The 13,454-nt window shown below is 48.4% G+C and carries 6 protein-coding genes; 3 read left to right on the forward strand and 3 right to left on the reverse strand.

Annotation, left to right across the window (positions count from 1 at the left end):
- Nucleotides 1-36: 36 nt before the first annotated feature.
- Nucleotides 37-1,419: an nSTAND1 domain-containing NTPase gene (locus tag F1593_RS00180; RefSeq protein ID WP_149399088.1), complete on the reverse strand. Its 1,383-nt coding sequence runs from the start codon at nucleotides 1,417-1,419 to the stop codon at nucleotides 37-39.
- Between the two features lie 520 nt (nucleotides 1,420-1,939).
- Between F1593_RS00180 and F1593_RS00185 the strand changes: the two genes are divergently transcribed.
- On the forward strand, nucleotides 1,940-6,940 hold the full coding sequence (locus tag F1593_RS00185; RefSeq protein ID WP_172631743.1) for an outer membrane protein assembly factor BamB family protein: 5,001 nt from the start codon (nucleotides 1,940-1,942) through the stop codon (nucleotides 6,938-6,940).
- A gap of 68 nt (nucleotides 6,941-7,008) precedes the next feature.
- Here the strand turns inward: F1593_RS00185 and grrM are convergent, their stop codons facing one another.
- Together grrM and F1593_RS00195 are read right to left on the reverse strand one after the other, a co-directional pair.
- On the reverse strand, nucleotides 7,009-8,130 hold the full coding sequence (grrM, locus tag F1593_RS00190; RefSeq protein WP_172631744.1) for a cyclophane-forming radical SAM/SPASM peptide maturase GrrM/OscB: 1,122 nt from the start codon (nucleotides 8,128-8,130) through the stop codon (nucleotides 7,009-7,011).
- Nucleotides 8,131-8,204: 74 nt separating this feature from the next.
- Entirely contained in the window at nucleotides 8,205-8,540 is a 336-nt protein-coding gene (locus F1593_RS00195; RefSeq protein ID WP_149399095.1) for a hypothetical protein, read from the reverse strand.
- Between the two features lie 466 nt (nucleotides 8,541-9,006).
- On the opposite strand from F1593_RS00195, the gene F1593_RS00200 reads away from it, so the two are divergent.
- Both F1593_RS00200 and F1593_RS00205 read left to right on the forward strand, forming a co-directional pair.
- Complete coding sequence (locus tag F1593_RS00200) at nucleotides 9,007-12,132, forward strand: NACHT domain-containing protein (RefSeq protein ID WP_149399097.1); 3,126 nt, start codon at nucleotides 9,007-9,009, stop codon at nucleotides 12,130-12,132.
- 169 nt (nucleotides 12,133-12,301) lie between these two features.
- Complete coding sequence (locus F1593_RS00205) at nucleotides 12,302-13,423, forward strand: carboxylate-amine ligase (protein WP_149399099.1); 1,122 nt, start codon at nucleotides 12,302-12,304, stop codon at nucleotides 13,421-13,423.
- Nucleotides 13,424-13,454 lie beyond the last annotated feature (31 nt).

Here is a 13,454-nt window from a genome sequence, read left to right on the forward strand (position 1 = left end):
CATCGCCTTCGAGATTCTCGTTTCCGGTAAGCAGGCTCACTCCAGGGAGTTTTGTTCTAGTTCCAGGAGTTCTTTGAGCAGGACTTGCAGGGCGTGCTCTTGTTCGCGGTAGAACTGGCGCATGCTGCCGATGCCGAGACGGCCAGCGGCCTGGGAGTTGTGCAGATGGTGCTTGAAGTAGTGATACCACAGGATATTATACAGCCGCCATTCGGGCGCGGAGTCGACACGTATCCCGCCAGCTTGCATGCGTTCAAAGCCGGCTTTTAAGAAGCTGCGTACGTGTACGCCTTTTCTGATGGTGGGATTTTTCTCGCAGAGCAATGTGACATAGTTCATTTCGGCGAGGCGGGAGTTCTCAAGGAAGTCGTTGTCCTTCATGTTGTCGAGGACGTCCTTGAGCTCCTTAAGCTGGAGTTCTGGTCCGGTGATCTGTACGAACTCACGGACACGCTGGCGGAATAAGCTGCTCTCGCTTAATTCGGGCATTTTGCGGCGTTCGGGATTGCTTTGGATGAGTTCTAATCGCAGGCTCTGCTGCTGATCCTCGTTGAGATCGTTCCAGGAGTTGACGAAGTGTGGTGCTAACTCCCGATAGATCTGCTCTTTGATCAGTTCATAATCCAGGACGTCGGCGGGCCGATGGATTTTTTCGTTGACCAGGAAGCGGCAACTGACCTGGACATAGAAAGGATGCCGACCAGCCAACGAAATGATCCAATCGACCTCGGTGGGGATGATTTCAAAGCCTGCCTGTCTGGATGGGACACGGATGAGCTGGCGCGTCTCTTCGAGCGTTAATGAGCTGACAATACACGTCTGAAAGATATTGAAGAAGGGTGATGAGGCAACGGCATCGGAATGGCAGACGTCATAGAGCGGCTTGATGGAGGCGGTGACATAGGAGATAAGATCATAGATGCCAGCCAGCGAGCGCAAGAAGGAGAAGAAATCGGGATCAAAGTGGGGATTTCGCGTTACTTTATCAAAGCCGTCCATCAGTAAGACGGGTCGCAATCCGGCGTCGCGAATACCCTCCAGGAGCTTTTTTAACTTGTCTTCTCCACTGAATTGATCGGTGGGAATCTGCAAGTCTACCATAGCTCGACTCTGTGCAACTATTTGTTCGCAGACCGAGCGAAAAAAATCCTCACGTGTCTTTTGCAGATATTCGCGCCAGTCGGTCAAAATGAAGATGCGATCCCGTAGCTCGAAACCAACACGCTGCTGAATCTCAGGCCAACCCAAAAATTTGAGCAATGAAGATTTGCCACTATGGCGCGAACCAACCAGCGCCACACACTGTCGCTTCTCAATAGCATTATAGAGCATTTTTAATTCTTGCTGGCGCCCAAAAAACATCGAAGGATCGCGCACCGCATCATAGTCATAATATGGATTTATACCTGGAGGATTCATCGCTTTCAAATCCTTTCCTTCATTGCCTGCTTCTATTACAGTATATATTTTCGCATACTACTCCTTCATTGTCCATATATAATGATATATACCAGTATATATGCCTTACTCTGCCATTTTCTGTCATTCTATTCCTAAAAATACTATTTTGCCACAATGACTGGTTTTAAAAATTCAATCCTCAGCCGTCTCATCTAGAAGATACTTCCCGTTGTCCTGAAAGGAGATACGTTACTATGTGTGAACAAAGATGCTTTCTGATTACTACATAGATAAAACCAAATTCCGATACTTTGACAGAGATCCGGCACTATATGGCAGACCGCTCGCTATATACTTCTTGAAAAGTCAGGATCATTTCCTGCCAGTGCGCGAATTTTTTATGGGGAACGATACAATAATTATAACTGTACGTCTCATCTGAAGATTGGTGCTGGCAGGTTGCCTTTCCGGTATCCGGTATGGGGAAATGACTTTAAGCACGGATACGGTCCGGCCAGCGAGAAACAGGGGTTATGCGATGTTAATCAAACCACCACAGTCAAGCACCTCGAGCATTCGTCAGCTAAAAGATGCCCTCTGGGATGGCGCGGCAATTACGTCGATCCTCTGGAATCATCGTACGAAAGACTGGGTGACCAATGTACAGGCCGCCGATATTGATAACGACGGCGATATTGAGGTCTTGCTCAGTTCACGCGATGGGACGGTCCGTGTTCATACTCCGCTCGGCGCGAAAAAATGGGATGCTTCCTCCGAAGGCAACTATATCAGCGCGCTGTGTGCTATTCCCATTTCCGGTCCACCATCCCCTAATAAGAGAAGCATGCAGAAGCAGGCTTGCGTGATTGTCGGCACGCGTAACGGCCTGGTCTACGCGCTCGATCAGGATGGTGAGCGTATTCCGAACTGGCAATATACAACCGGGCGTATGGTCCGCCAGATCTACGTCCATCCCAATGCACCAGATTATATCGTCGTTGGTGGACAAGATCGCATGGTCCATGTGCTCAGCCGAGCCACAGGCCAACCGCTCTGGCGTCCCTATCAAACCGATGGTTGGGTACGTAGCGTTTTTGTATGTGATATTGATGGTGATCAGCGCTATGAGATATTGGCAGGATCAGGAGATAAATATCTCTATCTCTTCGATGATCATGGTCAATTGTTGGATAAATTAAATGTGGGGCATCAAATTTATGCTCTCTTCGCCGCTCCTCTAAGGACGGGGGGACCGATGAAGGTTATCACCAGTTCAAATCGCAGCGAACTCTTCGTCTGGACAATCGAAAAAGGTTCCGAAGGTCAGTGGGTCGCGCACAAAGATTGGGAATTAACATCCGCCAGTGGGATGTTTGAAGATCGCATCCACGCCATTTACGTGGATGATATGAATGATGATCAGGAGCCGGAAATTCTGCTTGGCGCAGAAGATGGCTGGCTGTACATTCTCAATGCAAAAGGTGAACTCCTCTGGAAACGCCGTTTCGGGACATGCATCTATAGCCTCTTGTCATCAGATATTAATATCGATGGCCAGAAAGAAATTATTGTGGGGACGGAAGATAGCGGTGTCTATGCAATACAACTTGAACTCAATAGCAAAGTGTATACAAAAATAACGGAAGAGTATCAACATGCATTGCAAGATGAACAGGTTGATGACAATAATAGCATCTTAAAAATGTTGACCCCTAGAGAGAAGGCAATCTTGAAAGACTTTATTGACGAACGTCCTCCCATCAGCCATGTGCAAATGGCGCTTAGCAAGGGTATAGAATTGATGGAAGAGGGACACTATGAAGCGGCACTCTCACTCCTCTTGCGGGTACGACAACAACGCGTACAATACAACTGGTCACAGCCGATTACGACCAATGGACATATACGCACTATAGATATCGGACAACTCGAACGACCAGGGAAATATGATCTGGTGGTGGGCACTGATACCGGTTATATCTATGCCATCGATGCGCGGCAAGGAGCCGATCAGTACATCTGGAAAAAAGATGTGCCGGATCGTATTAGATTTATCGGTGTCGCGAACTTACGCCCGGGCGAGCTCGATTCGGTTGTCGCACTTGTGGGAAACCGCCACGTCTCCGTCCTCAATCATCAGGGCGAAATCGTTGTAGAACGTGCCTTTGAACAGGAAGCGCAGAAGCCACGCAGCCTATACATCAATAGTTTCCCTACCGACCAGAATAAAGAAGCCGAAATTTTGATCGGACAAGAAAATAAGAGCATTGCGATCTGGGATGCTAACATGGAACATATCAAGAAAACTATTCCGACACCCCAGGATAGTAGCATCCTTTATGTATCACGCATCATTCAACCGGGTGCCATCGATATTATCAGTGGCTCAGTCACTGATCATGTCTATGCCTACGGCCACGATGGAGCTCTCCTCTGGAGCTTTCAAGCCCAGGATCGTATTCAGGCACTCTGTGTAGACGATATCGACGGTGATGGAAAGGCCGAAGTCATCGTGGGTTCCGAAGATCGCTATGTCTATGTGCTGAGCAATACGGGCTACCTCAAATGGAAATATCGCATGAAACGAGGTGTCCTGAATGTAACCACCGCCAAAATGAAACTGGATAGTGATGATGTAGAACTCAAGACTGCCGTTCTGGTCAGCAGCGCAGATAGCTATCTCTATGCCTTGAAAGCGAGTGGCGATCTCCTCTGGAAGTACAAGAGCCGTACCCGCATCAAAGCAGTCCAGGCCGCAGACGTCAATGAGGATGGTATTGTTGAGATTGTGGTAGCCACAGAAAATCAACTGGATCTCCTTCAGGCTCCTGACCGGAGTTATGTCTTTGAGATTATCCAACAATGCTGGGAAAAGTGGCAGAAATTGCAGCCAGACCGTCACACAGCCATTATGAAATTCACTCACCATCCAGATGAATTTATCCGCGCCTTTTCTCTGGCCAAACTGGCCGGTCAGCACACACGCTATGAAGAAGATACAAAACGGTTCCATGATGCATTGCGTTACGAAGAGTCTCTAGAGGTCAAAAAAGAACTGGTGCGCGCTATTGTCGTTTTCTTGCTTGTACCTACCTACAAAGAGGAAAATGCGCGTCAGGCCAGAAACTTTATTCGTCAGCTTTCCGCCGATCCAGAACCTGAAATTCGTCTCGCCATCGTCAACCTTCTGACAGCCCTGATTGATCTCGATGAAGGCCTCTGTTTTGACTACCTTGAATACTTCACGCATAACGTTGACCTCTGGGTACGCCGTACCGTGGTCCGACAAATCAATACACTGGTGGAAGCATATCCCGAACGCACGTTTCATCTCTTACAAATCACGATGAATGATGAGGAGGAATGGATTCAGCAAGAGACTGGGCGCACACTGGCCCACTACTTTACCGTGCATCCAGAGCGCGTTATTCACGACAGCCTGCTTCTCCTGTCGGCCCGTATCAAACCAGCCATTCTCGAACAGATTTCGCACTCAACCGATCTGCCAGCCATTCAACACTGGTTTAGCAGCCTGATGTCCCTGCTCACCAGATTCCAGAAACACACCCTGGCAAGCGCATTGGATGATTTTCTTGCCGCTATCCAGGATCTGCAGGCCTTTTCGCCTCAGTATGGCGATGATTACTTCCAGATCTATACAGAATTTCGCCGCATCTTACAAATACATTCCAGTAATACGCTGGCTCAATATCAATGGACTAATACTGCGGATGATGAAGAAAAGGATAAGGCATACAGCATCATCAAGACCTGTATGCATATCTTTGATGAGTTCTGCGAGGTGGCGAATATTATTCGCGGCTTTGAGAGACGCGAGGCCGTGCGGGATCTGGTCACCAGTTTGATCAGCGCGACTGATAAAATTGAGCTGATACGTGCCCAACTACGCCAGGAAGAATTGCGGCAGGAACAGGCATATACCCAGGGCTATTATACCCTGCCAGAAATGGCGATCCTTTCCCTTTTATTGGACCAATTCTATCAGATTGTCAAGGTTGAGATTAATAGATTACGCGGCAGCGCTCGTCTGGTCGCTGAGATTCGCAATAAAGAGATACAACCCGAAAAGGAAGTAGTTGTCTCATTATGCGTGAGTAACAAAGGGGTCAGTGCCGCCGATAATATTCGTGTCTGCCTTGCTGAGGCGGAACAGGATTATAAGATTGTCGGAGCCAGACAACAAATCCTGACGCAGCTTCCTACCGGAGGAGCGGCCTCAGTCGAGTTTCAGCTTCAGCCCTATAGCCCCGCGCCCCGTCTCCGCTTTCAAATTACATATGATGATGCCGAAATGCACGCAAAAAAGGAAGAGTTTGCAGATGTCTTCATCCTGAAAGATCGGCAACATCCTTACATCGAGATCGCGAATCCTTACACCAGCGGTACTCCAATTCGTGATCGCCATATGTTTTATGGTCGGCGTGAAGATATCGATACGCTACGCGAAAAGCTGAGCAGCGTCACAGCCAATAAGGTCGTGGTCCTCTCGGGACAACGCAGGATGGGCAAGACGAGCCTGGTCTATCAGCTCAAAAAAGAGCTGACCTATGGTCCTCAGGTGCCTGTCCTGATCGATCTCCAGGGCCATGATTTGCAAAGCATGGGACACTTTCTGTTCGGGATGGCCCAGCGGGTACGTGAGGAGATGCAATCGCAACGACAGATGGTTGTTCCTATGGCGGAGCGCTCAGATTTTCTCGCCAATCCTATTGATAGCTTCAACTTCTTCCTCGCACAAACCATTGACTCTTTGCAAAACGAGAAGATCGTCTTCCTCTTGGACGAATTCGAAATGCTGCAAGAAAAGATTAACAAGGGTCCGCTGAACGAGAATGTCCTGCACTACCTGCGCAGTTTGATGCAACATCGTCAGGGCTTGAACTTTCTACTCGTCGGCGCGCCACGGATTCGCTATGTCACAGAACCATTGTGGTCAGTCTTCTTTAATATCGCCATTCACCATAACTTAAAGAGGCTGGAACAGAGCGAAGCCCGGGCCTTGATCACAGAACCTGTCAAAGGCATGCTGGAATACGACATGCTCGCCCTGGAGCGCATGCATAAATTATCGGGCAACCTCCCCTACTTTATCCACGTGCTCAGCGAAATCTTGATTTCCTACTGCAACAGGCAACACAAATCCTATGTCACGATCAATGATATCAACAATGTATTAGAGATCGTGCTGGAAGAACAATCCGGTACGATCAACTGGATCTGGAACCAGCCATCCTCAACAACTGAACGCTTTCTCCTTTCCGTGCTGGCGCAGGATAAAGGGGAAGACGGTCGCATCTTTACCTTCAGTGATATCTACGCGGAGTGTGATGTACAGGGCTTCCACTATGAACAACAAAAAATAGTTGCCGCCCTCCAAAATCTGGTACGCGAAGATCTGATTGAAGAACTCCATCATGGAGCACAATACCGCTTACCCGTCGGTTTGTTCAAAGAATGGCTGCGTAAAGCCAAATCGCCCGAACGCGTGCTGCAAGATGAATGTGCTTACGACGATTAACATCTGATCATGTGGAATAGTACAGCGCTGTACTATTCCACATCCTGATCCTGCCAGAACAGATCAAATCAGGCCGTGGCGACCTTGTAGCGCTGCTCAAGATGTTCTAATAACACATCTGTCGTGATCTTGATGCGTAAACGGCAGGCATGCGTTTCTGTAGAGTCAAAACTACCGTTTTCATGCAACTTATTTGAAGGCGCGCCACCACCACATAAAGCGAAGTAGTCACAACTCTCCCGACAGCTCGCGATGCCGCGCTGAATTGCTGCATACATCGGCACAAATTTACCATCCTGCAAAATATCTTCCAGTTGTGTGGTGAAGACATTGCCAAAGGTGAATCTGCCATACACAGGATGAGTGAAGGAGAGCAATTCAGGTGAGAATGTCGATATGTTGCCCTCATAATCAAAATTGAGGATCGACATTGGTGTATTTGTGCCAGCGTTGTTCGCTACCTGGCCCGCCTGTATCTTTGCTAACAGGGTATCGAACTCACGAATAGGTAAAGGGGATTGACTCTGCTCATTTAAGCTTAACAGGCGTTGCAGAAAGCGTTTATACTGTTCGATACCTGCAAGCGTATGCAGAGACGAATGCCGATTACAACCTTCCACCTCCTCAGGATTCAGTCCTAACCTGCTGGGTTGTAATTCCGCAAAAAAGTGCCAGAATTCGTCTGGATAGTGGACCGTTTCACCTGTTACTACCGCGATGGCCGAGTAGGGGATATCATTGGCACGCAACAATGCGATGCCTTTGAGCACACGTTCAAAGGTGCCTCTGTTTTTGCGGTCAACACGCTGCGCATCATGCAGATATTGCGGCCCATCGATACTGACGCCAACATGGATATCGTGTTCACGAATAAAGTCGCACCATTGCTGCGTGATCAGGGTAGCGTTGGTCTGAAAAGCATTGCTGATGTGCAAACCATTGACGTTATACTGCTGCTGCAACAAAAAGGCTTGTCGATAAAAATCAATGGATAGCACAAGGGGTTCTCCGGCATGCCAGATACAGGTCAGCTCGTCTTTAAGAAAAGGCGAGGCGCAAAGGACCTGAAAGATCTGTGCCAGTGTCGCATTACTCATGCGCCGACTTAAGGTACGCTGCGGCAAGTAGCAATAGCGACAATTAATATTGCAGAATGGTGTTGGTTGGATCACAACAAGTTGGTTCTTCACAGAGAAGCCTTTCCCCATAAACATTCAGGGCCCATACCTGATCACGCGATATATGTGTTTTTGAAGCACAGCATTTATTTCTCAGCATCAGTCCAGCCATCATCCCATCCAAACAAGCCTTGATTTGTTTGACGCAGATCAATCTTATACACTGCTGCAAGCTTACGTAACTGTGCACGGATAAATGGGGAGAAGAGCCATGCTTGATAGGGGGAAAACGAACTGCTTACTCCATGCGAAATGTTGAGGAACTTGCTCGCTTCATCGCATGTATGCTGTTGATCACTATCAGTACATTTTTCAATTTCCAAGGATATCATACATGTTGTGGCTTCTGAGAGCATATGCTGGCGCACGCTGGCAATGCGCTCAGCAAGAGGTGGCGGTTCAGTTTCAGAAGTAATCGTCATAGGCCTGGCTCCTCTGCTGGTTAAGCGGCATCCAGTGAAATACATGGATGCGTCAACGATTACTCCAATTCTAACATAAGATAACACAAATTTCTATACTACCTATATGGCATTTTTAAACATATAGACCAATAAATGTAATCAGTTTATGACTAATGGTATCTACATCATTTTCAATGTGCATTTATGTGCCAACCCCATGCCATTTTTGAAGCACCATGAGATCACTTTTAGCCATCGGTATCCCATTGATCGTGCTATCCCCACGGCAATAAAGTGCTTTTTTTATGAGCTGCACAGATTCGGCAGAAGACTGCATACCTCTGATTCTATACTCTGTAGTATACGATATTATACCAGCTTGTACCATAGTATTTCACAATTTCATTCTAAGAAAGCATGCAATACACAACGCCATCTATAGGATAAAAAAATTTAGGGCAGCCCCACGAAAGGATGTTTATCTATGCTAGATAGTAAGACGCTTATAGAACCCATTCTCCACCTGATACAGGATCATCTAGATAGCTGGATTCAAGCAATAGTGCCACTCCTGGGGACAGGGATTGCGGCAGCGTTTGGGGTCGGCTTTCATGCCATTATAGCGCAGGCCAGGAAACGCACCCCGCCTCAGGAAAGCCAGAGCGAAAAGATAGATCAAAATAAATTCAAACACGCAATTACAGCTTATGAGCAATCAGTACTGACAAATTCGCATATCGCACAGATACAAATTATAGATATGCCACATCCCCTCAATCTCCTGGAGGTCTATGTCCCACTGCATCTGCGCTCCCATAGCGCCCTTCCCTATACCATTAATCTGATCTATGAGGAAAATGATGAAATACCAGATTCTGAACAGCTCTTATTAGCCCCCTCCAATACGCATTTGTATACTGATAACACGCCGATCCTGGACAAGGATATACTGCAACACTACAAGCGCTGTATCATCATCGGTGATCCTGGAAGTGGGAAGACCACGCTGCTTCATTATCTGGCCCTCAAGACCGCGCAACATACACTTGAGAGCGCTCCATGCACACCTGTCTATATCGCGCTGACAACCTTTGATTGCGAGCGACACAAGAATCTCTTCGAACTCATCCTGGCCCAATTTGAACATTTTGGGGATCTTCCTGCTCTGAGCGCCCGCTTACAGCTCGCGATGAAAGCGGGACAAATACTGCTCTTGCTCGATGGTCTGGACGAAACTCGCTCCAGCACTCCCGCCAGAAATACCTATGACTTCCTGGTTGGAAATATTAAACAACTGGTCAATCGCTATGCGGATATGCCGATGGTGATCTCGGTTCGTAAAGCGGGTTATCAGCAACGGGTTAAGATTACCGGCTTCAATGAGCTCGAAATTATGGATTTTCAGATTGAGGAGAGCCGTACTTTTATCGAAAACTGGTTTCGAGCCTATCCAACCAACCAGAAAGAAGAGAAGATCAAGGCCCTCACAGGCTATCTGGAACGCAACGTCCGTATCCAGACACTGGCGACAAATCCCCTCCTTCTCTCACTCATTGCCATTGTCTGTGAAAGGCAGCGTCGCATGCCCACACACAAAGCTCAACTCTATAGAGCCTGTATTGACATCCTGCAAACAGGCTGGGATACCAGTCGGGATATCGCACGCAGCCAGACCTTTACACAAATCGCGCTCTCTCGCCTCTATGAGGAGATCGCCTGGCACTTCCACAACCAGAAGAAACGCTACTTTCCTCTGGACGAACTCCTTGCCGTGCTGCAAAACTACTCCCAGACCAGTCATATGCCACTTGAAAGCTGCCAGCAGTTCCTTAATCAGATCGCAATTGACAATGGTCTACTACGCGAACAGGCTCATGGCTGGTATGGTTTTTCACATCTCACCTTCCAGGAGTACTTTGTCACCCAGTACATCATTCGCAATCAACAACAAAAGCTCCTGCGTCAACACTTTGTTGATCCCTGGTGGGAGGAAGTTATTCTCCTCTATGCCAGTAGCACGTCGGATGCCAGTCAACTCCTGAGCATTCTCCTGGGACAACATCGCCAGCTTTATAACACAGATGATCTCTTTCATACCCATCTTCTCCTGGCTGGCCGTTGCCTGGGAGAGAATCCACGTGTGAAGCAGCAAAAATTACCCGAACAGATCATTGATCAGTTGTTGCAAACCTTACAATCTACACCATACGCGCTGGATCGTGAACGCATTGCGTCTATACTCGCAGGAATGGACCATGCGCACGCCAATCATCACTTGCTACAGATTCTGACTGCACCCGCCAGTACTCCTGACCATATCTATGAATGCGTAGTGCGAGCCATCGGATATGCTGGCAATCCATCCTTTGCGACAGAGCTGGTAGCGCTCCTGGGGCAGTCGCACATAGCTCGCTATAAACGTATCATGCTCGCGCGAGCATTAGGGATCTTACAAGAAACGCACACTGGCAAACAACTCGTTAGGCTCCTCGTCAATCCAAAAGAAGATCCTTTTGTGCGCCAGGGCGTTGGGATGACAATTGGACAACTGGGTGAAAGTAGCGCGCTTTCAGCCTTAATTCACGTCAGCCAGCAGGCAGATGAGCATACGCTGGTACTCCAAAGCATTGCCTTTGCCCTTGAAAAACTGGGCGGCCCACAGGCGATACAAGCACTCATCACAATGGTACAGAACAGACTGCTCGACTCGGCTGTGCGCGGCAGTAGTATCAGGATGCTGGGCAAGCTACACGCCAGGAGCAGCATTCCCCTCTTAGAGACGATTCTAAAGGATCGTGAAGAGAACATTTACGTTCGGCGTTGCGCGGCCCTGGCGCTGGGTGAGTTTAGCTATGCCGAAATCCCTGTACCAACCATGCTGGCTCTTCTGCATAGCAAATATGTTGAAACTGGCGTACGTGTCAGTATTGCCAATAGCTTTGCGACTCTCGGAGATCCTCGCGTAGCCAGCGAGCTCATCGAAGTGCTTCTCAATCAGGATTGCCATATCAAAGTTCGCATGAGTGTTGCGCTAACGCTCGGTTTTCTCAAGCAACGCGAACAGATACTTACGCTGAGGAGCATCGCGCAAGAACAGCAACACGGTGATGTAAATCTCTATACCTGCCTGATAGTCGCGCTCAGCATGCTGGGAGTGAGCACCGTGATCAATGATCTGGTTGATCTCCTGCTGCATCCAGACATCGCGCATGATACACTCCCACATATTGTCAACGCGCTACTGATACAAGCTGAACAACATACCATTGATACCCACGCGATGGCCCGGAAGATGGTCGGTCACCTGCAAGTTGTTACGCTGGACCGCTATCGAGGACAGTGCATCCTCAAGGTGCTCTGCAAGTTACGCGTCACCGCTATCGTGCCAGAGCTCTGTCTTCTGCTCGCAGAGCCAGCCATCGACCGCACCCTCAGACGCGGTATCGCCGATAGCATCGCTCAACTGGCACAGGATGACGAAACCGCCCAGAGCCTGGCTCAACTACTACCGGCTTCAGATATACCCGATGACATCTATCTTACCTGCTGGATTGTCAATCGGCGCGCACGTAAAAATGCAAGCACCATCTCAGAAAAATCGCCGCCATAAAAATCATCCAGAAAGAGCTGGATAATTCCTATAGAATAGCTCAATTATGATAAAAAAAGCAGTTGGACAATCCATTGCTTCAGCTTGATACTGTATACTAATGGAGCAGGGTTTCGTATTGTAATGTAGTATGTTCCCAACTTTTAAAAGTTGCAAGGAGGCATCGCCTATGTCCCTGCAAGCACATCATTCGACGCTAGGTTTTACCATCGGTGTCGAAGAAGAGTATCAAATTATTGATCCTCATACACGTGCCTTAAGTCAGGCATCCCATCTCGTTCTGCCTTTGGCGCAGAACAATCTGGGGGATGCTGTCCAATATGAGATGATCCTGTCTCAAATCGAGATCGCGACTCCTGTTTGTCAGTCGCTCAATGAGGTGCATAAAGAACTGGCACGCTTGCGTGGTGGTATTATTAACGCTGCCCATCAGGTAGGAATGCTTATCGCAGCAGGCGGAACCCATCCTTTCTCACCCTGGTATGAACAAGAGGTGACACCGAAAGAACGGTATACATCCCTGATCGATACCTATCAGCAACTGATCCGCGAACAGGTTATTTTTGGATGTCATGTGCACATTGGCGTGCCTGATCCTGAAATAGCAGCCTTGATTTTAAGCCATGCACGAGTCTGGCTCTCTCCGCTGATTGCGCTTACAGCCAATTCGCCCTACTGGTTGGGCGCGGATACTGGCTATCAAGATTATCGAACTGGACTCTGGTGGACTGTGCCTCTGGCCGGACCACCGCCCTCTTTTACCTCCTACGATGACTATCGCAATGTCATTCAGGGACTGATTGAGACCTCCAGTATCGATGACGCAACCAAGATCTATTGGGATCTACGCCTCTCGGAGCGCTTTCCAACCATTGAGTTTCGTGTCATGGATGTTTGCATGACACTTGATGAAACGATTATGGTGACCGGCCTGATTCGCGCCCTGGTGCGCACATGCTATGAACAGGTCATGCGTAAGATACCATTTCCAGATGTGCCGGTTGATCAGTTGCGTGCGATGCACTGGCGCGCGGCACGTTATGGTCTGAATACACAGTTAATCGATGTGCCAACACGGCGTATTGTTTCTGCCCACCAGTGTATTGAACAGATGCTGACATTTGTGCGTCCGGCACTCGAGGCTGAGGGTGACTGGGAACGCGTTTCACGAGCCGTCTATAAAGTATTACAAGAGGGCAACGGAGCCCGGCGGCAAGAACAGATCTATCAACGAACCAACGATTTTTCAGCGGTCGTTGATTATATGGTCAAGCAAACTTGTAGCTTTTAACACGCTACCAGCACCAACCTGAATACAGCAT

The organism is Dictyobacter arantiisoli, from assembly GCF_008326305.1.
GTDB classification, from domain to species: domain Bacteria; phylum Chloroflexota; class Ktedonobacteria; order Ktedonobacterales; family Ktedonobacteraceae; genus Dictyobacter; species Dictyobacter arantiisoli.

What these genes read in the sequence shown, in the direction of transcription:
- F1593_RS00180 (WP_149399088.1), bottom strand. Translation starts at nt 1,419, where the DNA reads ATGAATCCTCCAGGTATAAATCCATATTATGACTATGATGCGGTGCGC.
- F1593_RS00185 (WP_172631743.1), top strand. Translation starts at nt 1,940, where the DNA reads ATGTTAATCAAACCACCACAGTCAAGCACCTCGAGCATTCGTCAGCTA.
- F1593_RS00195 (WP_149399095.1), bottom strand. Translation starts at nt 8,540, where the DNA reads ATGACGATTACTTCTGAAACTGAACCGCCACCTCTTGCTGAGCGCATT.
- F1593_RS00200 (WP_149399097.1), top strand. Translation starts at nt 9,007, where the DNA reads ATGCTAGATAGTAAGACGCTTATAGAACCCATTCTCCACCTGATACAG.
- F1593_RS00205 (WP_149399099.1), top strand. Translation starts at nt 12,302, where the DNA reads ATGTCCCTGCAAGCACATCATTCGACGCTAGGTTTTACCATCGGTGTC.